Genomic DNA, 23488 nt, shown 5'->3' with positions numbered 1-23488 from the left:
AATGCGATTTTGCAATGTTTTATAAACGTGCCAGCCATTCCTTCAATCCGCAAGGGGAACACAGAAGATTTGTTTTTTCTGTGTAGCAGAAGAAAAAGGAGGTTTAAAATGCCGAAATACCAGGACGTAATAGACCTGTATGATGACTACGGCAAACGCATCGCAAAAGATGTGCCGCTGGAAGCCATCAGTCCGCTGCGCAACAAGGCAATCCAGAAGATTGCCTCTCTTACACAGAGGACCATCGCGGTCAATCTCGCCGGAATCGAGAAGGCTCTCAAGACCGGTGCGATGGCCGGCAGCATCATCCGCGGCAAAGAGATCGACGCGCCCATCGTCAAGGACGCCAAGAAGCTCGCCGAGGACATCAAAGCGCTCGTTCAGGTCACTGAGGACGACGAGACCCTCGTCGAAGTGAAGAACGACGGAAAGCTGCTCACCATTATCGTTCCCGAGGACAGGCTGGCCGCCGGTGTCGAGTACACCACCGGATTCACCGTTGTCTGCGCTGCCGTCACTGAGGCCATCATCGACAGGTACAACGTGCCGATGTACAAGGCCAACATGGTGAAGGCCGCCGTCTGGGGCAAATACCCGCAGACCGTGAACTTCGTCGGAGCCAACGTCAAATCCATCCTCGAGCCCCCGCAGATGAACGAGGGTGCCGGATTCGCCCTGAGGAACATCATGGCGAACCACGTCGTTGCTCTCGTCCAGAGGAACGCCATGCAGGGCGCCGCGCTCTCCTCGATCTTCGAGACCTGCGCCGCCTACGAGATGGGAGACGCCGTCGGGCCCTTCGAGAGGCAGCACCTGCTCGCTCTCGCCTACCAGGACTGAACGCCAACAACCTCGTCTACTCCCTCGTTAAGAAGAACGGGAAGACCGGAACCGTCGGAACCGTTATCGCCTCCCTCATGGAGAGGGCAATCGACGACGGAGTCATCCGCGTGAAAGAGACCCTCCCGTCCGGATACAAGATGTACACCACCGATGACCTTCCCATGTGGAACGCCTACGCCGCGGCCGGAGAGGTCGCCGCCGTCATGGTCAACGTCGGTGCTGCCCGTGCGGCCCAGGGAATACCCTCCACTGTTCTGTACTACAATGACCTTCTCGAGCACGAGTCCTCGCTCCCCGGAGTCGACTACGGCCGTGCTGAGGGTGTCGGTGTCGGAATGTCCTTCTTCTCTCACTCCATCTACGGAGGCGGAGGACCCGGACTGTTCCACGGAAACCACGTCGTTACCAGGCACGCCAAGGGAACCCTCATCCCCGCTGTCACCGCAGGAAACTGCCTCGATGGCGGAACCCAGACCTTCTCTGCTGAGGCCACTTCCGGTCTCTTCAAGGATGTCTTCGGAGGAATGCCCGAGTTCAACACTCCGATGCAGTTCGTCGGAGCCGAGGCCAAGAAGATCAGGAACAAGATCTGAAGAGACCAAGGGTTTGTAAATGGCGAAAATCGAAGTGGAATATGCCAACGTCCCTCTCCCCGAGGTGCGCATCATGACGAACAGGCTCCTCTCGGCGGAAACCACCGAGAAGGTGCTCAACGCCATCGACAGCATCGAGCACATCAGGCAGATCAACATGGGAGGCGAGAGCCTGCCCAAGACGATCTCCAGCGGCCCGGCCAAGGGGGCTGAGAACAACCATTCAGAGCGCAGGATCATCAATGTCAACGGACATGAGGTGGAACTCCGCTGTGAGGTAGGCGCATTCTACATCGAACTCGAGGTGGACGATAAGGACATGCTCGAGGCAACCGTCGAGAAGATCAAGGACGCATTCGATGCGACCGTACCCTTCGGGTACACGATCGAGATCGGCAGGTACACCAAATACAGACCGTCTCTGCATGATTACAGGAGTGCTTAAACATGGCAACAGATTACAAGAGACAGTTCTATCCGGGTAACTCCATCCCTGCGAAAAACAGGCGCAGGTACATGGACCCCAAAGTGAAGCTGAAGAAACTCCGCGACATACCCATGGATGACGTCGTCAGGCTGATGGGCCACCGTGTCCCCGGAGCGGCTTACAAGAGCGTCCACCCCCCGATCGAGGAGGGCAAGGAGCCCAAGTGCCCCATCAGGGAACTCGTCACCCCCATCCCCGGAGCGAAAGCCGGTGACAGGATCAGGTACATCCAGTTCACCGACTCCGTCTACTTCGCCCCCATCTCCCCCTACCAGAGGGCATGGATGTACATGTCCAGGTACAGAGGAATCGACACCGGAACCCTTTCCGGAAGGCAGATCATCGAGGTCCGCGAGAGGGACCTTGAGCAGATCGCCAAAGAGCTCATCGACAACGAGACCTTCGACCCCGCTCTGACCGGGATCAGGGGTGCGACCGTTCACGGACACTCCTGCCGTCTCGACGAGCACGGACTCATGTTCGATGCCTGGCAGAGGTACGTCTGGGACGACAAGCTCAAGCAGGTCGTCTACGTGAAAGACCAGGTCGCCCTGCCCCTCGACAAGAAGATCGCTGTCGGGAAGCCCGCGTCCATGACCGACCTGAAGAAGAGGACCACCATCTTCAGGGCTGACGGCGTTGACATGAGGGATGACAAAGAGGTCACTGACTTCTACATCAGGATCCACAAGCTCAGGACCCTGGGAGGATTCAGGCCTTGGACTGTAAAGGTGAGTGAAATGGCAGAGAAAGCGAAAGAGAAACTTTTCCTTGAAGCATGCAAGAAGAAGTTCAAGGAAGCCCCCACCGACATCGAGACCAAGTACTACTGCTACGGCGGATGGCACCAGTCCAAATCCAAGGTGGAGTTCCAGAAAGAGGCAATGGAGATCGCCAAGAAACGTGGATTCCCCATGATGAACGAGGACATCGGAGTGCCTCTGGGCCAGAGGGCCTGGATGCCCTACCAGCTGTCCCACACGGACATCTTCGTGGAGCCCGATGACCTCCACTGCATCAACAACCCGGCCATCCAGCAGGCCTGGGATGACATCAGGAGGACCGTCCTCGTCGGACTCGACTCCCCGCACAACACCATCCAGAAGAGGCTTGGAAAAGAGGTCACCCCCGAGACCATCAACGCGTACCTCGAGACCGTGAACCACACCATGCCCGGAGGAGCTGTCGTTCAGGAGCACATGGCCGAGTGCAACCCTGCTCTCGTCTACGACTCCTACGTCAAGGTGTTCTCCGGAGACGACGAGCTCATCGATGAGCTCGACCCCAGGTTCGTCATCGACATCAACAAGAACTTCCCCAAGGACCAGGCTGAGCAGCTCAAGAAGGCCATGGGCAAGACCGTCATGCAGGCGGTCCGTGTCCCGACCATGGTCGGCAGGCTCATGGACGGCGCCACCGTTTCCAGGCACGCTGCCATGCAGATCTCGATGGCTTTCATCTCCTCCTACAAGCTCGCAGCAGGAGAGGCGGCCATCGCCGACTTCGCGTACTCCGCGAAGCACCAGTCCATCACCATGGGATCCATGATGCCCGCAAGGCGTGTCAGGGGACCCAACGAGCCCGGAGGAATCACCTTCGGATTCCTGGACGACATGGTGCAGTCCGACCGCGTCTACCCCGACGACCCCGCCAGGGCAGCGCTCGAGACCGTCGCGCTCGCGGCCATCATCTACGACCAGATCTACCTCGGCGGATACATGTCCGGAGGTGTCGGATTCACCCAGTACGCTTCTGCGGCCTACACCGACAACATCCTCGAGGACTACGTCTACCACGGTATCGACGTGATCAACGACAGGTACGGCGGATTCTGCGGAATCAAGCCCGACGACTACGACAAGCAGATGAAGCTCGGAGACGAGATCTCGTCCTACGCTCTCGAGATGTACGAGCGCTACCCGGCCGTCATGGAGACCCACTTCGGAGGATCTCAGCGTGCGACCGTCACCGCGGCGTCCACCGGTATCGTCGGAGCGTTCGCCACCGGTGTGGCCGACAACGGTCTCAACCTGTGGTACCAGTCCATGCTCCAGCACAAGGAGAGGACCGGAAGGCTCGGATTCTACGGATTCGATCTGCAGGACCAGTGCGGTTCCGCCAACTCCTACGCCTACAGGTCTGATGAGGGCCTGCCCATGGAGCTCAGGGGCCCCAACTACCCCAACTACGCCATGAACGTCGGACACCTGTCCGGCTACGCGGGAATCCCCAAGGCCGCCCACCTCGCGCGCGGCGATGCCTTCGTCGCTTCCCCGCTCATCAAGATCGCCTTCTCCGACAAGGACCTGATCTTCGACTTCGCGAACATCACGAAGGAGATCGGGCGCGGCGGACTCAGGGAGTTCCAGCCTGCCGGAGAGAGGACCGCGGTCATCAAGGGATGATGGCGTTGCAGAAGGGGGATATAGCTAAGTACGCCCCGACGTCCAGGGTCGGCAAGATCACGGACATCAGGGAAGAGGGGGGACGCACCTGGTACAGGTTCGACAACACGGGCCTGTACTATGCCGCCGATACGGTCGTCAAGGCCGACCCCTCCGAATACAAGGCTGTGTCCTTCAAGGAGCGCAAGTCCAAAGAGATGGCAGGCCGTCAGTCGGTGGAAGATCTCCAGAAGATGGAGAGGGAAGTCGACATCGACGACATGATGCCGTCCGGCGGAGGGTAAGCGCTCCTTCCTTCCTAAACCTCTTACCCGCCCTTCGGGGCGGGGATTTTTTCATTGTTCTTCTCATTTGTTTGTTCGGCGCTGCTTTCGGCGCCGTTTTATCAATGTGTTTATACGGGGCAGGCATTTTTTTATTAACATTTCAGCCGGAATCTAATAATTAAATCGGCTTTTGCATTGCATTGTTATTAACATTTCAGTCGGTTATTAATAATAATTCCAAAAATCGGAATCCCGATGAAATCTGCAACGATTGCATTGATCGCTGCGGCGGCCGTCATCGCCGCCGGAGCAGGCGCGGCCTTCGTACTTCTCGAAAATGACAGTGATGAGAAGAAGGACACCGTCGCCGTGACGATGAGCTGGGAGAAGGACATCGCCGGGGAGATCGTCGGCGACAGGTACGAGGTCGTGTCAATGATGGGGTCCAATGTCAGTCCCCACGAGGCCTATTCGACCCCGAGCAACATATCCGACCTCTACAAGTCCGAGATCTACTTCAAGATAGGGACCGGAGTGGAGTGGGAGACCGCCTTCTTCGATACTGTGTCCAAGGACATCCCATCATCCGTGAAGATAGTCAGCATAGCCGACGGCATCGAGTACACAGCGCTCCCCAACGGGCACCACCATCACGGGGAGGAGGAACAGGCCGATTCCGCATCGGACCCGCACATATGGACCTCTCCCGACAACCTCAGGAAGATCGCGGAGTTCATGGCCGCCGAGATATCGAAGCTCGATCCGGACAACGCCTCCGACTACTCCGAGAACCTGGGGAAGTACCTGGCGAAGGTCGATGCCGTAGATGCCGAGATGGAATCGCTAGCCAAGGTAGCGGGCTCGGGACACGTGCACGTGATGGTGTGGCATCCGGCATGGAAGTACCTCCTCGAGCAGTATGCCGAGAGGTTCGGAACGGATTTCCATATGATCTCCGTCGAGGAGGACGGCGAGGTCACCCCCGCCGAGGCGGCCGCCATCGTCAAGGACGAGGGCTGCTCAGCCATCTACGTATCGGTCACGGACGAGGGGTACGAGGGCAGGCAGGCGCTGGAGGATGCGGGTATAACCGTCCATGTGGTGAACCCCACGGCCGATGACATGCTCTCATCCGTTTCGGAGTTCCTGTCGTATCTCAGGGGCGACCTGGGCGGGACCGCGTGATCGCATGGAGGCCGCGCCCCTCATCGCCCTCCGCGGCATTTCCGCCGGCTACGGCCGCGGGACGGTGCCGCGGAACGTCGATCTCGACGTACGCGCCGGAGACTTCATAGCGGTGGTGGGACCGAACGGCGGCGGCAAGACCACCCTGTTCCGCATCATACTGGGTCTTATCGAGCCGTCGGCCGGGACGGTCGAGGTGATGGGCGTTCCTCCGAGGGAGGGCTGCCGCAGGATAGGGTATGTTCCGCAGTTCGGCGCATTCGACAGAGAGTACCCAGTGTACGCCGAGCAGGTGGTCAGGATGGGCCTGAGGTGCAGGCAGGGGATCCTGCCTTTCCGGACCTCTTCGCAGGAGGAGGCTGTTCGCAAGGCCATGGAGTACGCGGACATGGAATCGTTCAGAGACAGGCGCATAGGCGAACTGTCCGGGGGGCAGATCCAGAGGACGCTCCTGGCGAGGGCCCTGGTCTCCGGGCCGGACATCCTCCTCCTCGACGAGCCGACCGCCAGCCTCGATCCCGCCTCAGAGGGGAAGTGTACGAAATTTTGACGAAGGCGGCCCGGGACGGGATAACCGTTGTCATGATCACCCACGATCTCGAAGGGATAACGCACTGCGTTAACAGGGCCGTCCATGTGGACAGGACGGTCTCGGAGGTTGAACCGTCGGCTCTGACCGGCGCAGCCTGCGGAGGCGGCCTTCTGTGACAGATCTTGCCTATTACTTCTCCATACCGCTTATACAGAACATGTTCGCCGCCACTGCCCTCGCCTGCATCCTGTGCGGGACCGTGGGGGCCTACGTGGTGGTCGGCCGCAAGGTCGCTGTTACGGGCGGGATCGCCCACACGACCTTCGGGGGCGTCGGGTTCGCCTACTATGTGATGTCGGTTTACGGGATATCGTGGATGAGCCCCATGGCCGGGGCGCTATTGTTCAGTGTGGCGGCCGCCGTCGTGATGGTTGTATGCAGGAGGGCGGACGGTGTCAGGGAGGACACGGTCATCGGAGCGCTTTGGGCTGTCGGGATGGCCGCAGGCGTGGTGTTCATGTGCTATATGGACCGGAGCGTCATCGTCCCCTCGTCCTACGAATCCATCCTCTTCGGGAACATGCTGCTCATAGATTCGGGGAAACTTGCCGTGATGGCGGCTGTCAGCGCGTCTGTGCTGGCTGCCGTGATGTTCTTCTACAGGGATTTCCGCATAATGACCTTCGACAGGGTGCACGCGAAGGTCTCAGGCATGAACGTGGCGGCCCTGGACCTCCTGCTCCACGTCCTGATAGCGGTCACCTGCGTCATGGTCGCCAACGTGGTCGGGATAGTCATGATAATCGCGCTGATGACGGTGCCGGCGGCCATCGGGAGCATCGTCTCCCGCGGCATGGCCGGGACGATGGCCGCCGGCGTCGTTTCAGCTCTCGCCATGTCCTTCCTGGGCCTTCTGCTCTCGCTGGCTATGGACACCCCTCCGGGGGCCACGGTGGTGCTGGTGCTCGGAGCGTCCTTCGCCGCCGTCCTGGCCGTCAGGAGGCTGGCACTCGGTGCGACCGCGGAAGAATGAACCGTTGCCGCACCGGAATACGCCATTTCGGATGTTTATGGTCCGATATGATATTCCAGATAATCTCCCGAAGCCGGGAGGGGACATCTGGATCTTGCCGTTTGAAGCGCGGCGTGCTTCCGTCTTTCCGGCAGGCCGCCGCGATCCGGGCGCTAATCCTTCAATCAGCGTCCGTCCGGCCGTATCTCGGAGGCCACATGCCGGTGAGCCTTCCGCCTTCCCTGTCCGGGTCCATGGCGTAGACCTCGAGGCCGGGGACGGTCATGCGGACCACCGGGATATTGACCTCGGGGCGGGTCAGGTCGTTGCAGACGACCATGTCGAATCCCGCATCCATGAGATGTCCCAGCACAACTTCGATGTCATCGAGGACATAGTCGGTGGCGAGATTGGGGATGTCCTCGAGCTTCTTCTTCCCGGGGGAATCGGTGAACCAGAGGCGGTTGGCCTTCTTGACCCCCTCATAGCCCATCTCGTCGGTCACCTTCTGGAGCTGGGCGTGATCTTGGTGCCGTCCTTATGGGTGGCCCTGCTCTGGGCGACCTCGGTGAGGGCGCGGATCGCCGCAATCTGCGGGTCCAGGTGGGTCCCGACGCCGATGGTCAGCATCTCCGGGTCCTTGGTAGTGTAATCGTCGGCGGCCGCTCCGATGGTGGTGATCCCGATGTCCGAGGTGATCTCCTTGAGGTGCACATCGATCCCGGCATCCCTGAACTTGGCAAGCAGCTTCCCGGGGACGGATTCCTCATCCTCGATGACGATGTCGCAGGGGGCCCTCTCCCTGTATTCGGCTATGGACCAGGCATCCCTCTCGATATCCTCGAGGAGAGCATGCAGGATGGCCTCCTCCATGGTGTTCCCGGCCGCGATCCCGTTGGTGTGGGACTTGAAGAGCTGCATGTCCCCCTGGGGTTTGTACACGTGGTACACGGCGCACGCCGGCACCCACACGTTCTGCCCGCGGAACATCTCGTAGCCCATGCACCAGCCGATCTGCTGGTTCATCCATACTCCCTTGTAAGGCTCCGGCAGGATCAGCGATTCGGGATTGACGGTGAGGCCGATGGAGCATGCTTCATCATAGGTCCCGTAGGCGATCTCGTCGGATTCCCTGGGCTCCGCCGAGTAACGTTCCATGGCCTCCATGATCCCCGAGGCCTCGGCCTGCTCGGGTGTGGGCCCTTTGCCGTTGTAAAAATGGTTCTTGTCGCCTTCGAAGGCCGCCGGGCGGTCCACGGAGAACACCGGGATCCCGACACGGTCAAGGTTCGTGATGTCGCGGGGAGCTGCATGCCGGCCTCTTCATTAGGGGTATGATCCTCGACAGCGTGTCCTCCGGCGGGACGACCCTGATGCCCGTCTCCTTCGAGCACTTCGGGCAGCGGTTGAGTGAAAGCATACAATCGTTAACAGCGGGGCCGGATATAGCCTTTCCTTCAGGCCGTGAAGCGGTCGGCCGCCTTTCCCAGATGTTTCCTGAAGAAACCGACCCAGATGCCGACGGTCAGCGCCGCGAATATGGTCCCCTCGCGCACGCCTTCCAGATCCCCGAGCATGGCCAGGGACAGGATGACGGCCGTGATGACCATGGATGTGTCGGAGACGATCTTCATCCTCGGGAACGGGACCTTGAACCTGGTCGTGAAAGCGACGACCACTCCCTCGCCGGGGGCGACCAGGATATTGGAACGGACCTCCAGCATGACGCCGAGACCCAGTATGGCCCCGGACAGGATGCACCAGGCCCATGATTCCGCGTAACTGCCCGGGTCAATGAAGGAGAAGACCTCCAAGTTTATGTCAGTGAAGATCCCGATGGCCGCGGCCATGATCAGCTGCATGAACTGGACCGGCCTGAACTGGCGTCCGAGGACGGCGGCCTCGATGCAGATCAGGAGGAAGTTGAAGATCACGGTCCAGGCGCCCATGGACAGCGGCGTGGAGTACGAAAGGGTCGCCGGGATGCAGGATATGGGAGTGGTGCCCAGGCCTGCAAGCTTGGACATCGAGATCCCTATCGTCATGATATAGAGCGCGGCCGCGAGGAGGACGCATCTCTTCGCGATCTGCCTCCTCGTGTAATCGGGTTTCTCTGCAGACATTCGCTGTCGGAACCCAGAATCATTCATTATTTGCTGGTTCCGATATAACGCCGCTCCCGTCAGGGAGCGTTAAAATGTTTGGAGCGTCGGAGCGGATCCGATCGCTGGGTCTTCTTTTTCTTTATGACCTCGGTCCTCGGGATCACGAGCTTGCTCAGGTCCGGCTTGAAGTTCGGGTCCACCGGGCAGTCGTTGAAGGCGATGAGCACCGATGCGAGCTTGGGGTCGTCCGGGTAGTCGTAGTGCTTCCTCATGAGGAGGTCGCAGGTGGGGGCCGGGCTGCAGGAGATGACGTCCTTGCAGCCGTTGCTCGGGTTGAGCTCGGGGAAGCTGACGGGAGGCATCACGAACTTCTCGCCGCCGTGGCCCTGGACCAGCGGGAACATCACGAAGGCATCAGAGAGCCAGACGACATCGTCCCTGTTGAGGTACTTGTTGATGGTGAAGGGGAACACCTCGGTTCCCAGGATGTCCCCGTTGTCGTCCATCAGCAGGACCGTGGGCTCCGGAGGGGGCCTGAACCTCGGGTCCTTGATTATCGCGATGACGTGGTCGCGGGTCAGCGCTTCCGAGAACCCGCGGTTGTCGACGTTGATGTTGCCGCCCGCGGCGCGGACCTTGGCCTCCTCCGCCTCATCTCATCGAGGACATCGGGCGTCAGGTAGAACGCATGGACTACTCCTCTGAGTCCGGCGGCGATCTTGAGGGGCTCTTCAGGCCCATTGACTTCTGACATATTACCACCCAATCTATTTTAGCTTCTATATGAATATTTCGAACGAGGATCATCTCAGGTCCGGGTCCTCGTCCATCAGTTTCAGCGTGTCGTCCAGGCCGGTCATGCTCCTGAGGTCCACGACGCCTATGGCCGCGATCACGCGGTTGTTCACCTCCAGGGGGGTGACGATGACGCGTATCCCCTTGTAAGGCCCGGAGGTGGCGATCCTCCTGATGGTCGTCCCCACCTTGAGGACCTCCTCGAGGACGGCCCCCGTGTAGGCGTTGTCTATGACCTTGCCGTTCTCGATCCTTATGCCGAGATTGTCCTTGCTCTTGGCGCAGACCGGGAGCCCGCCTACGAGGTCGTGCACCATGAACGCAAGTGCCAGGAGCTCGTTCCCGGAACCGAGGATGGACACCGGGGCGGCATTATCCTTCTGAAGGTTCAGCCCGCCCAGGAGCTCCAGGCCGGCAGAGACGGCGCCTTCCTCGGCGGCGGCGTAGCTGTCGGCGGTGCCGATGATGACTGCATCGGAATCGGAGAGGGAGAACGTCTTCTTCAGGATCCGGTCGTACTTCTCGTCGAGGGGGTAGCTGTCCCCCGGGAACGTCAGCTGGCCGTTGGAGAACACCAGCGTCGTGGCCCCCAGGGCCCCGTTCTTGATGGCGTTGTCGCGCTCCTCGCAGCCGTAGGTGATCTTGCCGGCGGCATGCGGGACCCTGACCGCGCAGTCATGCTCTCCTATGGTCAGGGTGCCCAGGTCCACCTCCGCGGTGCTCATGACCACCGTCTCCCACAGCTTCTTGCCCTCGGGGGTCAGCGTCACCCCTTTCTTCTTGACCGAGATGGCGCCGGCGTCCTGCAGGATGGAGAGCAGGGTCCTCGTGCTCCCCTCGCCCAGGCCTATGAGCTCGGCGAGCTTCTTGCGGCCTATCGGCGACGCGGTGCTGAGGCAATATAAAGATTTCCATATGTGGTAGTCGTTGAATTTGGGTACCGGACCGCCCATGTGGCTCCTCGAGACGGCACTGTCCATGGATGGATGAATGGTACCATCCAATAAACTGTTTTGCATCCGCGCCCGCGCCCGCTCTGCCCGGCAGGCGGGATTTTGGCTGCTGGACATTATCGATTGTTGCGTGCGGTTTATATTAAATAAGAAAGGACCATCCCTTAAGACATGCCAAAGTCTGTCGAACTGGTCACGGTCGAGCACGTGACCAAGAAGTTCAACGGTAGCACCGTGCTCGATGATTTCAGCACCGTCATAAAACGGGGGACATCATCGGCCTCATAGGGCGCAGCGGTGCCGGGAAATCGGTCCTCCTCCACATGCTGAGGGGGAGCATCGACTACAAGCCGGACAGCGGTAAGATCATCTACCACCTGAACCGCTGCACCAAATGCGGCAACCTGGACCTGCCCTTCGAGGGAAAGCCGTGCACCAAATGCGGCAGCGACTCCCAGAGGATCGATGTCGACTTCTGGGCCCTCAAAGAGCATGACGACCTCAGGGAGGATGTCTTCGGCAGGATAGCCATCATGCTCCAGAGGACCTTCGCCCTCTTCGGAGACAAGACCGTCATCGAGAACGTCTTGGAGGCCATACCCGAGGGGACCCCCAAGCGCGTGGAGCGCGCGATCCAGCTGCTCGAGTTCGTCAACATGTCCCACAGGACCATGCACATAGCCAGGGACCTGTCCGGAGGAGAGAAGCAGAGGATCGTCCTGGCGAGGCAGATAGCCAAGAACCCCCTGTTCTTCGTCGCCGACGAGCCCACCGGGACCCTCGACCCATACACCGCGGATATAATCCACAACAAGCTCGTCACCTACGTGAGGGACCACAGCATCGCGATGGTCTTCGCCTCCCACTGGCCGGAGGCCATCGACAAGATGGCCGACCGCGCCTATTGGCTCGATAACGGCAAGGTCAAGATGGAAGGGAAGCCGTCCGATGTCACCTCCAAGTTCATGGAGGGCTACCACTTCGACAAGGTCGAGCATGTGGACGACGGACAGCCGATCGTCCGCCTGGTGGATGCCGAGAAGCACTTCTTCTCGGTCGACAGAGGCGTGGTGAAGGCCGTCGACGGCATCTCTTTCGAGATCGAGGAGAGGGAGATCTTCGGCATCATCGGGTATTCCGGCGCCGGCAAGACCACCACCTCCAGGCTCATCTGCGGGCAGTCCAACGCGACCAAGGGGAAGGTCGAGGTCCGCATCGGCGACGATTGGATCGACATGTCCAAGGACGGGTACGAGAACAAGGGCCGCGCCACCCCGTACATCGGCGTCCTCCACCAGGAGTACACCCTCTATCCCTTCGACACCGTCCTCCAGAACCTGACCACCAGCATCGGGATCAAGATGCCGGCCGAGCTCGCCAGGATGAAGGCCATCCAGGTGCTCGTGAGCGTCGGCTTCGACAAGAAGAACGTGTCCAGGATCCTCGAGGCCCTGCCGGACACGCTGTCCGTGGGAGAGTGCCAGAGGATCGCCTTCGCGCAGGTGCTCATCAAGGAGCCGAGGATCATCGTCCTGGACGAGCCCACCGGCACCATGGACCCCATCACCAAGGTCATAGTCGCCAAATCGGTCATCCGCGCCAGGGACACCCTCGGCGAGACCTTCATCGTGGTGAGCCACGACATGGACTTCGTCAGGAACTGCTGCGACCGCGCCGCCTTCATGGAGAAGGGGAAGGTCGTCGAGATCGGCGATCCCGCCACCCTGATCGAGAAGTTCGACCTCCGCGGCAGCGACGATGAGGACATCAGGAACGAGGAAGAGCCCCAGCAGGAGTGAGAGCCCCCGGAGGGGAACCGAATGAAGCAGCAAATCGGAAGACACCTGAGCTTCGTGGAGTGCAGGGAGTCCCAGGGCCTCGGGATCGGTGGCGGCCTCGCGCAGAGGGCCACGATCTCCGAGAGCGGCAAGGACGTCTGCGTCGTCGCCATGGGCCCGGGGAGGAGGCACATCACCAAACCGGTGTGCGAGATAACCTACGCCCTCCGCGAGGAAGGCATAAACGCATCCGTCCTCGTGGTCAACGCCGGGAACGGCACCCCGGCCGATGCGCCCGACGTGACCACCGGCCAGAGGTTCGGGCTGGACCCGATCGAGGTCGACAGGATCAACCAGTACAAGGTCGTCCTCATCCACCTCGGCAACGTGAGGAACCACGTCATCTACAAGGCGAGGCTCATACTGAGGAACGTCGACAAGCCGTCCATCGTGGTGTCCCAGTGCCCGCTCGATTTCGAGGATTTCGCGGCCATCGGGGTCAAGACCCGCGACGTCATGCCGGCGCCGGAGGACATCAACACCCGCGGCTCCATCATGGAGATCGTGACCGGAGTGGTCAGGGGCGTCACCTGCTCGCAGGAGAAGCTCGACGAGATCGCCTCGAAGGTGCAGAAGCTGCTGCCGAGGGAGGGGGACCGATGAAGGTCACCGTCAACGAGAAGCAGAAGGAGCTGAAGGACGGGGCCACCCTGGCCGACGCCCTCGAAGGGGAGCCGTACGTCAGCGGCTCCGACATCTCCGTTCATCTCTCTACCGAGAAGGTTACCGAGGTCTCCAACGACTTCGCCCTCCTGACCCGCGCGGGGAGATGGTGGTGCACCTCTACGATACGGAGGATGCCAAGAGGTTCAGGCGCTCATCCCCTCCATCGAGGGCGTGAACCTCAGGTGGAGCACCAGGGAGGTGCTCGCCTTCGGTTCGTTCGCCACCGATTTCCGCGAGGACAAGGCGTCCGGGTCGTTCAAGCGCTACGAGGTCTTCTTCAGCCTCGGCGGGAACGACAATCAGACGACCTACCTCATGATAGCCAGGAAGCCGATGGACAAGGTCACCGGCTGCGGAGGCGGGAAGATCGGGAAGATCACCGTCGGAAGGCACCTGATGAACGTCCTCAAGGAGAACGAGCACATCATCGGCATCCATCCCGTGGTATCGGAGACCAGCAGGGAGAACGTCGCGGTCACCAAGGACCTGGCTACCGCCTCGAGGACGGGTACTCCGTGGAGACCCGCGTGCTGGTGAAGCTCGACCGCTCCTCCCCCAAATCGGCGGAGCAGCTGCTGATCCTGGCGTCCAAGGGCTACATCGACGTCTCTGAGGCCACCGGCACCTTCATGGGATGCCGCGACGACATGGACGTCGACATGTCGCCGGAGGATGCGGGCGTCAGGGACGTCGCACCGTCGCGGTCAGGAACTCCGGCGCCGGGGAGGGGCACGTCCTGTTCTACAGGGAGAGGCGCCAGCTCAGCCCCGCGCTCAACATCGCCGGCAGGGTCGCGGGCGGGATGGCCATAGTCTCCCGCGCGGCCGCCGGGGACAGGATCGCCGTGGAGACCGACCCGCCGAGGGCGCTCGCCGTCGGCATGACCCAGAAGGACGGGGAGGCATTCCTCGCCCGCTTCGGCATCAAGGTCAGGAGGACCGGGGACACCTCCGACGGGGCCGTCATCGCCGACCAGGCGCCCGAGGAGACCATGCAGGCCCTGGAGAAAGGAGAGGTCGAGGTCTTCGGCGTCCCGAAGGAGAGCATCCTCAAGATCAAGGTGACCACCGGCGACGCCGCCACCTCCCATTACTTCAGGAAGGTCACCGGCCTCAGCCACAAGCCGGTCGGCAAGCTGAAGGTCCAGCTGTCCATGCCCGGGTCGCCCATGTGCACGTTCTACGGGGACGACGCGAGGAGCCAGGACCTGATCCCGCAGGACGACCTCTTCAAGAAATGCAGGAAGGGGGACATCGGGATCACCAACCAGTCGAGGCCGTACCACGGCCTCATCGGCATCAGGCTGACCGACAGCAAGCAGTACGGCCCGACCGGCGAGGAGCCGGAGGGCACCAACATGCTCGGCAGGTACATCGGGGACCTCTCGGTCCTGGAGACCCTGGACGACGAGAGCACAGTTTACATCATGGAGGATAGGCAATGAGCGAACAGAGAGAGACGAGGCTCCTCATGATCTCCCCCGATTCCAAGCTGACCCCGGACCAGCTCGTGCGCGCCGTGCACACGATGGCCGCCGGCATCAGCGTCAAGGAGACATGCTACGGGTGCCTGTACGAGGCGGACGCCGAGACATCCCGCAGGATCGTGGCGGAGGTCAGGAAGACCTACCGCAACCAGGTGTTCTCGAAGAGGAGGGGCTACCCCCAGGGAGACCCCCGCAGATGCCGCGCCCAGCACGGCACCCGCCCAGGGTTCGCCCAGCTGGAGGCGGAATGGGAGTGCCTTCCGCTCATCCAGGCCGCCCTGGACAGCTTCGATTCCGGGGACGCGTCCTACAGCGTGCCCTCCGAGCGCAAACCCCTTCCAGTCACCCAACTCAAAGAAATCTGCGAGGCATTCAGATGAAGGTATTCATAGACCCTCCCAACAGCATGATCCTTTTCGATCTCGTCGAGAGGTTCGGCCATGAGCCCCTGAGCTCCATGGCCGTCATCCAGGAGAAAGTGGACAACATAGAGGTCGACATGCCCCCTATGAACGTGACCCTCGACGACGTCATCAAGGGCCTGAAGTACGCGGGGGTCGAAGTGCCCTCGGGGATACGCGGGAGGATGGCCCTCTGGGGCCCCATGATCGAGGCCGCGGACGCCGCCATCATCATCGAGGACGCCCCGTTCAGCTTCGGCTGCGTCGGGTGCGACCGTTCCAACAGCATGACCAAGTACCTCATCCACAGGCGCGGGATCCCCGCCCTGACCGTGAAATACCCGGAGGACGAGGCGGAGGCGAAGGCCATGGTCGGCCAGATAAAGGACTTCCTGGCCGGGCTCGGCGCGAAGGGGGCGGCGCAGTGACCATCAGGATCGCCCAGCTTTCCTGCGGGACTGAGTACAGTGGTGTCCAGTTCGAGATCGAGTCCGCCGCCCGCGCGGTCGGTGCCAAGATCGTCTACCCAGACGTCTCCTACAGCCAGGTGCAGGATGCCATCAAGAGGTTCGGCTTCAAGCCGAAGTCCCAGCAGCTCCAGCTGATGATCGCCCGCGCCGCCAGCCTCGTGGACGGCAAGTACGACGCGGACGCGGTGTTCATCACCACCTGCTTCAGGTGCGCGGAGGCCGCCCTGGTGAGGAACGAGCTCAGGAGGTTCATCCAGGAGAACACCAGGCTCCCGGTCGTCACCTACTCCTTCACCGAGAGGCTCAAAGCGGCCCAGCTCCTGACCAGGATGGAGGCGCTCGTCACCATCGTCACCAGGAAGGACCTGCTGGCCAGGGAGAAGCAGTCCGGCCTGACCGCCGGGCTCGACTCCGGATCGTCGACCACCAAGGCCGTCATCATGGAGGACAACAAGATCATCGGCAAGTCCTGGACCCCGTCGGCGCGGTCGTCACGCAGACCGCCCACCAGGTCCTCGACGAGGCCCTGGAGCAGGCCGGGTACAAGTACTCGGACATCGAGTGCATCGGGGCCACCGGGTACGGCCGCTACACCCTCGGGAAGGAGTTCGCCGACAAATGCAAGCTCGTCCAGGAGGAGCTCACCGTCAACTCGAAGGGCGCCGTCTGGCTCGCGGACCGTCAGAAGGGCGAGGCCACCATCATCGATATCGGCGGCATGGACAACAAGGCCATCACCGTCAGGGACGGCATACCCGACAACTTCACCATGGGAGGCATCTGCGCAGGAGCCTCCGGCAGGTTCCTGCAGATGACCGCCAACAGGCTGAAGATCCCCATCCAGGACCTGGGAGCCCTCGCCGTCAAAGGGAACTGGGCGAACGCCAGGATGAACTCCTACTGCTCGGTCTTCGGCATCCAGGACCTCGTCACCAACCTGGGAGAGGGGAAGAAGTTCGAGGACGTCGCGGCCGCGGCCTGCCATTCGGTCGCCGAGCAGGTGTACGAGCAGCAGCTCCAGGAGATCGATGTCCGCCACCCGATCATCGAGGTCGGGGGCACATCGCTGATCCAGGGACTGGTCAAGGAGGTCGGATCGGTCCTCGGGGAGCCCCCGATCGTCCCGCCCGACTCTCAGTACATCGGCGCCGTCGGCGGCGCGCTGCTGAGCTCCGGGCTGATGTGAGGCGCGATATGCCAGCAGAAACCACTGTCAACGGGACCGATGAGTACGGGAACGACCGCTACCGGTCCCTGTACGAGGAGATAATGTACGATGTCGGCAAACTGACCGCCATAGAGGGGTCCTACCTCCTGCTGAGGCCGGAGGACCCCCTCTTCATCGTGTCGGTCAGGCTCAGGTCCAAGCCCGCCGCCAAGAGCATCGGCGACGTCGCCATGACCAGGGCCGAGAGGGGCATGGTCTATATCAGCATCAGGGACGAGATGTACGCGCCCGGCATGCTGAAGAAGCTCTGGGACACCTACGGGAGGGACCGCGTGCAGCAGACGGACCGCCTCGACATAACGGTCGACGGCGTCGATACCTCGGCCGAGGTCGATGCCCTCCCCGTCGAGTCCGCCGAGCAGCCCATCCAGGACATTCTCGGGGCGCTCGCCAGGGTGCTCCCCGAGGGCATCAGGAACCGCAGGGTGATCAGCGGCAGCAGCACGGTCACCGTGATGGCCACCGAGGAGATCGTCCGGCCGGAGCAGATCGCAACTGCCGAGAAGATCCATGCCGCAGTATCGAAGGGGGCGGTTCCCGATGTATGAGGTCCTGATGTACGACGGCGGAGTGTACCGTTCCGACGAGCTTTTCGAGATGATCGAGGATGTCGGGGGCGTCGTGCTCCTCAAGAACAGGAGCGCGCAGATGCTCACCGTCACCATGTCGGTCCCCAGCGAGGACAGGCAGATGATAGAGGCGCTCTGCAAGGATATAGGCGGCCAGGTCAAAGACGTCCCGCTGGCGGGCACCGAGATCGCTGTCGTCGGCCCCACGCTGGGCCGCCACCACATGCCGCACCCGATATGCGATGTCGCCGAGTACCTGAGGAGGCTCGGGGCGGTCACCGTCGTCATGGGCCTTGCCAGGGGACGCGGCAAGCACACCTCGCAGATCAACCTCGAGGAGTCATCCATAATCGATGAGTACGATGCCTGCGTGTTCATGCTGGGCAATTTCAAGCCCTGCGTGGAGTTCAAGGCCGATCTGATCCTGAGCAAGATCGACGTCCCGACCGTGCTGATCTGCGGGCCGAAGCCCGACAGCGACAAGGTCGACGGCACCTGCGACGCGGTGGTCAGCGGCATCGGCAGGAAGGCCTCGCGCATGAGGGAGTCCGCCGACAGGGCCAAGCTCTCCGAGGTCGGAGACCGCGTCGGCGAGGTCCTGGAGGAGAAGAAGAAAGCCATCGAGGAGGACCCGCCCTTCGTCCATCCGTCGGAGATAAAGGCACTCCTCGAGAACTTCGAGCCTATCGATATGTGCCTCAGGCCGGCCCCTCTGGTCATGCACCTCGACGGCCTCAGGGCCAAGATATCGTACGACGAGTACCATGAGCAGATCGAGAACATGGAGATCTACGGCCGTCGCCTCGGCGATGTCTGCGAGATCTCCCCGTCCAAGATCAACGACAGCTCCATGCTGATCCGCATCAAGACCAGGTCACAGGTGGAGTACGAGGACTCGCTGAAGGCCAAGCAATGAGCGTCCGCCGGGGGACCTACGCCCTCTTCATCACCTTCAGGCACGATGAGGAGATCGCCGTAGGCGCCCTCGGCAGGCATCTTTTCCGCGCAGGCACATACTGCTACGTGGGCAGCGCCATGGGCGGAATAGATCAGCGCGTGTCGCGCCATCTGGCACATGACAAGAAGCTCCGCTGGCACATCGATTATCTGACGGTGCGGTGCGATTCCTCTGAGGCCTGGATATCCTATCCCGATCCCATATCGGAGTGCCAGCTCGGGCGCATAGCGTCCGACTGCGGCGGGACCGCGAGATGGACGGCTTCGGCTGCTCGGACTGCGGATGCAGGTCCCATCTGTACCGCATGGACGCCTATCAGAAGGCCGCCATGACGCGGAGGGCCAGGCTGTCCCCGTTCGTCAGGACGGGGCCGGCTGGCGCTACCTAAGTTTTATTAAATAAGATAGGTTACGTGCACCCCATATAGTAGACACGCTGCCCCTGCAGTGGAGTGTATCATCATGGAGTCCAAGAACAAATACCGCGAAGCCGCCCTCAGCGCCGCGGAGAACATCAGGAATGCTGTCGGTGAGGCGAAAGTCAGGATCGAGGACGAGAAGGAGTTCTCTCCCGACGTGGTCGTTACAGTGTCCTCCGCCGAGGAGGTCGCAGCCGTCGTCAGGATGGCCGCCGGCGTACGCGTCGCCGCTCTCGGCACCGCCGCCTTCTGCGGAGGAGGGATCGCCGTCGATCTGTCCAAGATGAACAAGGTCTCCGTAAGCAAGGCCGACCATACCGTCAAGGCGCAGGCCGGTGCAGGATTCAAGGAGATCATCGCGGCCGCCGCGGCCGAGGGCATGGTCCTGGGATCGATGCCCTTCGACCTCAGCGAGCCCGTCGGCGTCTGGGCGGCCTCCGAGGCCGTCGGGAATGGGACGTACAAATACGGTCCCGCGAAGGACAACCTGCTGAACGCCGAGATCGTGCTCAACGACGGCACCGTCATCGAGCCCGGCTACGACGAGATCGGCAGCTACATGTCCGGATACAACTTCATCCAGCTGATTCCCGGGTCCGAGGGAACCCTCGGGATCATCACGTCCGTCACCCTGAAGCTCCATCCTGCGGGCGTCAGGAAGAGCGTCTCCTATGCGTTCTCCTCCGATGACGATGCAGCCGCCTTCGAGAGCTCCGTCATCAGGGATGCCGGGCTGAAGCCGCTCAACTTCACCTTCTGCACCGAGGGCGGCAGGACCGTGTTCACCCTGGAGTACCAGGGGGAGCCAGAGTTCGTCGAGCTCGATACAATCCAGACCGACGGCCTCGCGGCCGCCGCCAACGGGACCAAGACCGAGGCCCCGGCCGCTTTCGAGCCTGCCGGCAAGGCCGGGGTCGTCGTGCCTCTCGCCAACGCCTGCGCCTACATCGCCGCTGTCGGCGGGAAAGCGCGCGGCGCCCTGGCGGACAGGTACACCGTCTACTTCATCGCCGATGCAGAGAACGCTGTCTGCGAAGCGTCCAAGCTCGGCGGCAGGGAGGCCAGGAAGGTCCTCTTCGGCGGCAGGATCGACGGGATCCGCGATGAGGGCACTGCGGCCTTCATGAAGGCCCTCAAGGAGTTCTTCAGGACCGGAGAGTACGATGCACGTTCCGGCGACAGGCTGAAGCGCTGCTTCAGCGACAAGATCCTCGATGAGCTGAAGGAGCTCCTGGGCAAGGACAACGTCAACACCAGCCCCGAGGAGAAGATCCTCTATACCCACGATCTCGCCCCGCTGCCCAAGCTGGCGACCATTGCCTTCGACAACATGCCGGACGCGGTCCTCAGGCCCAGCAAGACCTCCGAACTGTCCCAGATCATGAAGGTCGCCTACAGGGAGGGCATCCCCGTGACCCCCCGCGGCAACTCCACCTGGGGACTGGGAGGCTCCCAGCCCGCCATGCGCGCCTTGTCGTCGACTTCTCGTCGAAGATGAACAAAATCACTGTCGACCCTGTCTCCATGACCGCCACCGTGCAGGCCGGTGCCACTTGGAAAGAGGCCCTTGAGGCCGCAGAGGAGAAAGGGTTCATCATCGGGTCCATGCCCTCCTCCTTCCCCGCGGGTACCATCGGCGCCTGGCTCGGGACCAACGGCATGGGCATCGGCTCCTACAAGTACGGCTCAGCCAAAGACAACGTGCTGAGCATCGAGGCTGTCCTCCCCGACGGGACCGTCATCAACACCGGCTACAGGAACATGGGCTCCTACTATTCCGGATACAACCTCAACCAGTTCTTCGCCGGTTCCGAAGGGACCCTCTGCCTGTTCGCTTCGGCCACCTTCAGGATCTACCCGAAGGGGACCGTGAAGCCTGTGGCATACGAGTTCCTCAACTGCCTCTCCGAGGCCGACCCCGTCATCCAGGGCATCATCGCCAACGCGAGCGTGACCCCCCTGCACATCAGCTGGTCCGACGAGAACCACTTCAGGAACCAGCACCGCGCCCGCGTGCACGCCCCCGATGTGAAGAACATCCTCCTCGTCACCTATCAGGGAGACGAGAAGCACATCGCTCTCGAGGAGGCGGCGGTCGAGGAGCTCGTTGCCCGCGCCGGCGGAAGGGCCACCGCGCCCGAGGTCGGAGAGCACGAGTGGGAAGAGAGGTGCTATGAGTTCAGGGCCAGGAAGGCCGGTGTCGGGGAGATCCCCGCCGAGGTCATCATCCCTGCCAAGAGATGGGGATCCTTCGTCCCTGTCTGCTACAAGGGCTTCGACGACATGAAGATGGAGCTCGGAGGCATCATCGGAGAGGTCGTCGACGACAACACCGTCCTCTGGATGCCTTACTACTTCAAGGACGACGAGTCCATGCTGGGCATGACCGCCTTCGCGTTCAACTTCTACCTCGGGGACAGGGCCGCCGAGTACGGAGGGAGGACCACCGGCTTCGGGATTTTCTTCGCCTGGAACCTCGACAACGTCCACGACCCTAACACGGTCGCGCTCATGAGGGAGTTCAAGACCTTCGAGGACCCCCATGACGTCATGAACCCCGGGCATGTCACCTGCGGGATGTCGAGGTTCGGGGTCAACCTGAGCCACGGCATCATGTCCATGATGAGCACCGTCATGCAGATGGCCAAGAAGCTCCTGCCGCCCAACACCACCTTCGCCGACAACATCGAGAGGTTCGAATACAACCGCCTCGAAGAGGAGAAGGAAGAGGACAGGAAGCACGTCCTCGGACGCGGCTACGAGTGAAACCCTCGGGAGGGCGGCCGCCCTCCCCTTTACCTTTTCCGCGCTGGCACATCCGGCGCATCTGATTTATACCGAACAGCCGATAGACAGGTATGCTCTCTGAGGACGGCATCATCTTCCGCAACACCGAGGCGTCCGACTACGCCCAGGCCTATCGGATGTGGATGGACAGCGGAGGGATCGGCGTCGGATCGAAGGAGGACTCCGCCGAGAGCATAGCGAGATTCCTCGCCCGCAACAGGCAGTTCTGCTTCTCGGCTTTCGCCGGAGGCCGTCTGGTCGGCATCGTGCTATGCGGCAGCGACGGACGCAGCGGAAGGTTCTACCATCTGATCGTGGACCCGGAGTACCGCAGGCGCGGCATAGGCCACGGGCTGGTCAGCAGGTCACTGGAACAGCTGAGGAAAGAGGGTATCTGCGGCGCCGATGCGGTGATCTTCAAGGAGAATCCCGCCAACGAGTTCTGGGAATCCGAAGATTTCCGCGACAGGACGGACCTGAGGTACAGGGACATCCAACTCGACGACCGCAACATCTGGGTCAATAGGGACAGGCGTCCTTCGGAACAGGGGAACTGACCTCAGGGCCGTTCGTGATGACGGTCCCGCGGCACAATAGGAATGTCTGAGGCAGGTCCTTCCTATGCTCAGATCATCTCGGCGAGGGATGCGACGCTCGGGATGGTGCGGACATCTTTCCCGACCTTCCTGCGCCACATCTCTGCGCTGTTGGGTCCGGTCTCGACGCCTATGAACGAGGCTCCGGAAGCATCGGCGGTCATGTAATCGACGATGCCGTCCCCGATATACAGTATCTCGCGGCTCCTCACGCCCAAGGCGGCGGCGAGATGGTCCATGGCGAGAGGGCTTGGCTTGGCCTCCTCTTCCGGATAATCGTCCCTGGCCACGATAGCATTGAACTTCGTGAGCACTCCCGCTTCCCCGAGGACGGTGGTGGCGTATCTGCGGCCCCCCCTGGTCAGGATCCCTACCTTGTATCCTTTGCCGATGAGCATGTCAAGGACCTCGACCGCGCCGGGATACGGGACGGCGATGGCCGCATTCTCCATCTCGATCTCCGTTGCCCTCCTTCCGATACGTTCGTTGATCCCTGGGATATGCTCCGAACCTCCATGGGTCCTGAGCCATTCTATGCCCCTGTCCATGGTGAGTTTGTAGTTGTCGGTGATGAGGATATCCTCCGGGACGCCGAGGCTCTCGAATTCGTCATACACCACGCGGGCCAATTTCGGATAGTCCACTTTCGTGTGCATGAACGTGCCGTCCATATCGAAGCCGACGGCTTTTATGAAAGGATCGAGAGCCATGCACCAGAATGCCCATCGGGCTTATAATGGAAATCGGTCCGCCGGTGCGCCGGCGGAGGTGTCAATTGAGAGTAGTAGCCCCCCTTCTGTTTCAGACGGCATTCAACTAACGCACTCTACCCACCGGTCACAGGCATGTCATCCCGGTTGTGCGAGCTTGCTCCGACGAGGAGTCGCCGTTTCAC

Annotated in this window: 29 protein-coding genes and 2 pseudogenes; 23 read left to right on the top strand and 8 right to left on the bottom strand. The window is 61.5% G+C overall.

Annotated features, from left to right (window positions below; genetic code table 11):
* Positions 1-108 precede the first annotated feature (108 nt).
* The 9 genes and pseudogenes from mcrB (at position 109) to AUQ37_RS05315 (ending at position 7344) form a co-directional block, all read left to right on the top strand.
* Positions 109-1436 (top strand): annotated as a pseudogene (gene mcrB, locus AUQ37_RS05345) (coenzyme-B sulfoethylthiotransferase subunit beta).
* Positions 1437-1455: 19 nt separating this feature from the next.
* Positions 1456-1881, top strand: a complete 426-nt coding sequence (gene mcrD / locus AUQ37_RS05340) for a methyl-coenzyme M reductase operon protein D (RefSeq protein ID WP_235584959.1) — start codon at positions 1456-1458, stop codon at positions 1879-1881.
* A 2-nt stretch (positions 1882-1883) separates the two neighbouring features.
* Positions 1884-2627 (top strand): annotated as a pseudogene (mcrG, locus tag AUQ37_RS13610) (coenzyme-B sulfoethylthiotransferase subunit gamma); the annotation flags it as partial.
* 36 nt (positions 2628-2663) lie between these two features.
* Positions 2664-4328 (top strand): coenzyme-B sulfoethylthiotransferase subunit alpha, encoded by a 1665-nt coding sequence (gene mcrA / locus AUQ37_RS05335; protein WP_058747716.1) that lies wholly within the window; start codon positions 2664-2666, stop codon positions 4326-4328.
* A 5-nt stretch (positions 4329-4333) separates the two neighbouring features.
* A complete protein-coding gene (locus tag AUQ37_RS05330; protein ID WP_082662428.1) occupies positions 4334-4612 on the top strand; it encodes a DUF2098 domain-containing protein in 279 nt (92 codons plus the stop codon).
* A gap of 237 nt (positions 4613-4849) precedes the next feature.
* The gene (locus tag AUQ37_RS05325; protein ID WP_082662426.1) at positions 4850-5779 is read left to right on the top strand and encodes a metal ABC transporter solute-binding protein, Zn/Mn family; all 930 of its coding nucleotides are present in this window, start codon (positions 4850-4852) and stop codon (positions 5777-5779) included.
* Positions 5780-5783: 4 nt separating this feature from the next.
* Complete coding sequence (locus AUQ37_RS05320) at positions 5784-6329, top strand: metal ABC transporter ATP-binding protein (RefSeq protein WP_058747713.1); 546 nt, start codon at positions 5784-5786, stop codon at positions 6327-6329.
* Positions 6330-6361: 32 nt separating this feature from the next.
* A complete protein-coding gene (locus AUQ37_RS12975; protein WP_255354886.1) occupies positions 6362-6487 on the top strand; it encodes a hypothetical protein in 126 nt (41 codons plus the stop codon).
* Positions 6484-7344, top strand: coding sequence for a metal ABC transporter permease (locus AUQ37_RS05315; protein WP_157844296.1), 861 nt, complete (start codon positions 6484-6486; stop codon positions 7342-7344). The genes AUQ37_RS12975 and AUQ37_RS05315 overlap by 4 nt, the downstream gene beginning before the upstream one ends.
* A gap of 160 nt (positions 7345-7504) precedes the next feature.
* Here the strand turns inward: AUQ37_RS05315 and AUQ37_RS12970 are convergent, their stop codons facing one another.
* The 7 genes from AUQ37_RS12970 to AUQ37_RS05295 form a co-directional block, all read right to left on the bottom strand.
* On the bottom strand, positions 7505-7816 hold the full coding sequence (locus AUQ37_RS12970) for a YcaO-like family protein (protein WP_201013779.1): 312 nt from the start codon (positions 7814-7816) through the stop codon (positions 7505-7507).
* 8 nt (positions 7817-7824) lie between these two features.
* On the bottom strand, positions 7825-8589 hold the full coding sequence (locus AUQ37_RS11115; RefSeq protein WP_201013778.1) for a YcaO-like family protein: 765 nt from the start codon (positions 8587-8589) through the stop codon (positions 7825-7827).
* Between the two features lie 16 nt (positions 8590-8605).
* Positions 8606-8743 (bottom strand): hypothetical protein, encoded by a 138-nt coding sequence (locus tag AUQ37_RS11110; protein ID WP_201013777.1) that lies wholly within the window; start codon positions 8741-8743, stop codon positions 8606-8608.
* 37 nt (positions 8744-8780) lie between these two features.
* The gene (locus AUQ37_RS05305) at positions 8781-9446 is read right to left on the bottom strand and encodes a YitT family protein (RefSeq protein ID WP_058747711.1); all 666 of its coding nucleotides are present in this window, start codon (positions 9444-9446) and stop codon (positions 8781-8783) included.
* Between the two features lie 59 nt (positions 9447-9505).
* Positions 9506-9934, bottom strand: a complete 429-nt coding sequence (locus AUQ37_RS11105; protein ID WP_058747710.1) for a hypothetical protein — start codon at positions 9932-9934, stop codon at positions 9506-9508.
* 71 nt (positions 9935-10005) lie between these two features.
* Complete coding sequence (locus AUQ37_RS11100; RefSeq protein ID WP_201013776.1) at positions 10006-10182, bottom strand: hypothetical protein; 177 nt, start codon at positions 10180-10182, stop codon at positions 10006-10008.
* Between the two features lie 49 nt (positions 10183-10231).
* Positions 10232-11203, bottom strand: a complete 972-nt coding sequence (locus tag AUQ37_RS05295) for a DUF2111 domain-containing protein (protein WP_058747709.1) — start codon at positions 11201-11203, stop codon at positions 10232-10234.
* A gap of 245 nt (positions 11204-11448) precedes the next feature.
* Here AUQ37_RS05295 and atwA point away from each other — a divergent pair, with 245 nt between their 5' ends.
* From atwA to AUQ37_RS05225, 14 genes are all read left to right on the top strand, one after another.
* Positions 11449-12975 (top strand): methyl coenzyme M reductase system, component A2, encoded by a 1527-nt coding sequence (gene atwA, locus AUQ37_RS05290; RefSeq protein WP_320408850.1) that lies wholly within the window; start codon positions 11449-11451, stop codon positions 12973-12975.
* A gap of 21 nt (positions 12976-12996) precedes the next feature.
* Positions 12997-13617 carry a methyl-coenzyme M reductase I operon protein C gene (mcrC, locus tag AUQ37_RS05285; RefSeq protein WP_058747708.1) on the top strand — a complete coding sequence of 207 codons (621 nt, stop codon included), beginning with the start codon at positions 12997-12999 and terminating at the stop codon, positions 13615-13617.
* Positions 13618-13851: 234 nt separating this feature from the next.
* Positions 13852-14217 carry a hypothetical protein gene (locus AUQ37_RS11095; protein WP_058747707.1) on the top strand — a complete coding sequence of 122 codons (366 nt, stop codon included), beginning with the start codon at positions 13852-13854 and terminating at the stop codon, positions 14215-14217.
* Positions 14196-14492, top strand: a complete 297-nt coding sequence (locus AUQ37_RS11090; RefSeq protein WP_058747706.1) for a hypothetical protein — start codon at positions 14196-14198, stop codon at positions 14490-14492. The genes AUQ37_RS11095 and AUQ37_RS11090 overlap by 22 nt, the downstream gene beginning before the upstream one ends.
* A complete protein-coding gene (locus AUQ37_RS11085; RefSeq protein ID WP_058747705.1) occupies positions 14483-15124 on the top strand; it encodes a hypothetical protein in 642 nt (213 codons plus the stop codon). The genes AUQ37_RS11090 and AUQ37_RS11085 overlap by 10 nt, the downstream gene beginning before the upstream one ends.
* Positions 15121-15546 (top strand): methanogenesis marker protein 6, encoded by a 426-nt coding sequence (locus AUQ37_RS05265; protein WP_058747704.1) that lies wholly within the window; start codon positions 15121-15123, stop codon positions 15544-15546. Before AUQ37_RS11085 ends, AUQ37_RS05265 begins: the two co-directional genes overlap by 4 nt.
* Positions 15543-15995 carry a methanogenesis marker 5 protein gene (locus AUQ37_RS05260; protein WP_058747703.1) on the top strand — a complete coding sequence of 151 codons (453 nt, stop codon included), beginning with the start codon at positions 15543-15545 and terminating at the stop codon, positions 15993-15995. The genes AUQ37_RS05265 and AUQ37_RS05260 overlap by 4 nt, the downstream gene beginning before the upstream one ends.
* A 250-nt stretch (positions 15996-16245) precedes the next feature.
* Complete coding sequence (locus AUQ37_RS05255; RefSeq protein ID WP_235584958.1) at positions 16246-17223, top strand: acyl-CoA dehydratase activase; 978 nt, start codon at positions 16246-16248, stop codon at positions 17221-17223.
* An 8-nt stretch (positions 17224-17231) separates the two neighbouring features.
* Positions 17232-17813, top strand: a complete 582-nt coding sequence (locus tag AUQ37_RS05250) for a methanogenesis marker 17 protein (RefSeq protein WP_058747702.1) — start codon at positions 17232-17234, stop codon at positions 17811-17813.
* Entirely contained in the window at positions 17806-18750 is a 945-nt protein-coding gene (locus AUQ37_RS05245; RefSeq protein ID WP_058747701.1) for a methyl-coenzyme M reductase family protein, read from the top strand. Before AUQ37_RS05250 ends, AUQ37_RS05245 begins: the two co-directional genes overlap by 8 nt.
* A complete protein-coding gene (locus AUQ37_RS05240) occupies positions 18747-19124 on the top strand; it encodes a DUF123 domain-containing protein (RefSeq protein ID WP_201013775.1) in 378 nt (125 codons plus the stop codon). The genes AUQ37_RS05245 and AUQ37_RS05240 overlap by 4 nt, the downstream gene beginning before the upstream one ends.
* 129 nt (positions 19125-19253) lie before the next feature.
* Positions 19254-20708 (top strand): FAD-binding oxidoreductase, encoded by a 1455-nt coding sequence (locus tag AUQ37_RS05235; protein WP_058747700.1) that lies wholly within the window; start codon positions 19254-19256, stop codon positions 20706-20708.
* Positions 20705-21976, top strand: coding sequence for an FAD-binding oxidoreductase (locus AUQ37_RS05230; protein ID WP_058747699.1), 1272 nt, complete (start codon positions 20705-20707; stop codon positions 21974-21976). The genes AUQ37_RS05235 and AUQ37_RS05230 overlap by 4 nt, the downstream gene beginning before the upstream one ends.
* Before the next feature lie 92 nt (positions 21977-22068).
* Positions 22069-22554, top strand: a complete 486-nt coding sequence (locus tag AUQ37_RS05225) for a GNAT family N-acetyltransferase (RefSeq protein ID WP_058747698.1) — start codon at positions 22069-22071, stop codon at positions 22552-22554.
* Positions 22555-22622: 68 nt separating this feature from the next.
* On the opposite strand, the gene AUQ37_RS05220 is transcribed toward AUQ37_RS05225, so the two are convergent.
* The gene (locus AUQ37_RS05220; RefSeq protein WP_058747697.1) at positions 22623-23303 is read right to left on the bottom strand and encodes an HAD family hydrolase; all 681 of its coding nucleotides are present in this window, start codon (positions 23301-23303) and stop codon (positions 22623-22625) included.
* Between the last annotated feature and the right edge of the window lie 185 nt (positions 23304-23488).

Origin of the sequence: Candidatus Methanomethylophilus sp. 1R26, from assembly GCF_001481295.1 — an archaeon.
Classification (GTDB): domain Archaea; phylum Thermoplasmatota; class Thermoplasmata; order Methanomassiliicoccales; family Methanomethylophilaceae; genus Methanomethylophilus.
The sequence above is the reverse complement of the archived record's forward strand: the minus strand, read 5'-3'. Positions and strand labels throughout refer to the sequence as shown.

Excerpts from the sequence above, each read along its gene's own strand:
- AUQ37_RS05245 (WP_058747701.1), top strand. The coding sequence starts at position 17,806 with ATGTATGAGGTCCTGATGTACGACGGCGGAGTGTACCGTTCCGACGAG.
- AUQ37_RS11105 (WP_058747710.1), bottom strand. The coding sequence starts at position 9,934 with ATGGACGACAACGGGGACATCCTGGGAACCGAGGTGTTCCCCTTCACC.
- AUQ37_RS05260 (WP_058747703.1), top strand. The coding sequence starts at position 15,543 with ATGAAGGTATTCATAGACCCTCCCAACAGCATGATCCTTTTCGATCTC.
- AUQ37_RS05220 (WP_058747697.1), bottom strand. The coding sequence starts at position 23,303 with ATGGCTCTCGATCCTTTCATAAAAGCCGTCGGCTTCGATATGGACGGC.
- AUQ37_RS11100 (WP_201013776.1), bottom strand. The coding sequence starts at position 10,182 with ATGTCAGAAGTCAATGGGCCTGAAGAGCCCCTCAAGATCGCCGCCGGA.
- AUQ37_RS05295 (WP_058747709.1), bottom strand. The coding sequence starts at position 11,203 with ATGGACAGTGCCGTCTCGAGGAGCCACATGGGCGGTCCGGTACCCAAA.
- mcrD (WP_235584959.1), top strand. The coding sequence starts at position 1,456 with ATGGCGAAAATCGAAGTGGAATATGCCAACGTCCCTCTCCCCGAGGTG.
- AUQ37_RS05265 (WP_058747704.1), top strand. The coding sequence starts at position 15,121 with ATGAGCGAACAGAGAGAGACGAGGCTCCTCATGATCTCCCCCGATTCC.
- AUQ37_RS05325 (WP_082662426.1), top strand. The coding sequence starts at position 4,850 with ATGAAATCTGCAACGATTGCATTGATCGCTGCGGCGGCCGTCATCGCC.
- AUQ37_RS05230 (WP_058747699.1), top strand. The coding sequence starts at position 20,705 with ATGAACAAAATCACTGTCGACCCTGTCTCCATGACCGCCACCGTGCAG.
- AUQ37_RS12975 (WP_255354886.1), top strand. The coding sequence starts at position 6,362 with ATGATCACCCACGATCTCGAAGGGATAACGCACTGCGTTAACAGGGCC.
- mcrA (WP_058747716.1), top strand. The coding sequence starts at position 2,664 with ATGGCAGAGAAAGCGAAAGAGAAACTTTTCCTTGAAGCATGCAAGAAG.
- AUQ37_RS11085 (WP_058747705.1), top strand. The coding sequence starts at position 14,483 with ATGGCCATAGTCTCCCGCGCGGCCGCCGGGGACAGGATCGCCGTGGAG.
- AUQ37_RS05320 (WP_058747713.1), top strand. The coding sequence starts at position 5,784 with ATGGAGGCCGCGCCCCTCATCGCCCTCCGCGGCATTTCCGCCGGCTAC.
- AUQ37_RS12970 (WP_201013779.1), bottom strand. The coding sequence starts at position 7,816 with ATGGGCTATGAGGGGGTCAAGAAGGCCAACCGCCTCTGGTTCACCGAT.
- AUQ37_RS11110 (WP_201013777.1), bottom strand. The coding sequence starts at position 8,743 with ATGCTTTCACTCAACCGCTGCCCGAAGTGCTCGAAGGAGACGGGCATC.
- AUQ37_RS05235 (WP_058747700.1), top strand. The coding sequence starts at position 19,254 with ATGGAGTCCAAGAACAAATACCGCGAAGCCGCCCTCAGCGCCGCGGAG.
- AUQ37_RS05305 (WP_058747711.1), bottom strand. The coding sequence starts at position 9,446 with ATGTCTGCAGAGAAACCCGATTACACGAGGAGGCAGATCGCGAAGAGA.
- AUQ37_RS05240 (WP_201013775.1), top strand. The coding sequence starts at position 18,747 with ATGAGCGTCCGCCGGGGGACCTACGCCCTCTTCATCACCTTCAGGCAC.
- AUQ37_RS05250 (WP_058747702.1), top strand. The coding sequence starts at position 17,232 with ATGCCAGCAGAAACCACTGTCAACGGGACCGATGAGTACGGGAACGAC.
- AUQ37_RS05225 (WP_058747698.1), top strand. The coding sequence starts at position 22,069 with ATGCTCTCTGAGGACGGCATCATCTTCCGCAACACCGAGGCGTCCGAC.
- mcrC (WP_058747708.1), top strand. The coding sequence starts at position 12,997 with ATGAAGCAGCAAATCGGAAGACACCTGAGCTTCGTGGAGTGCAGGGAG.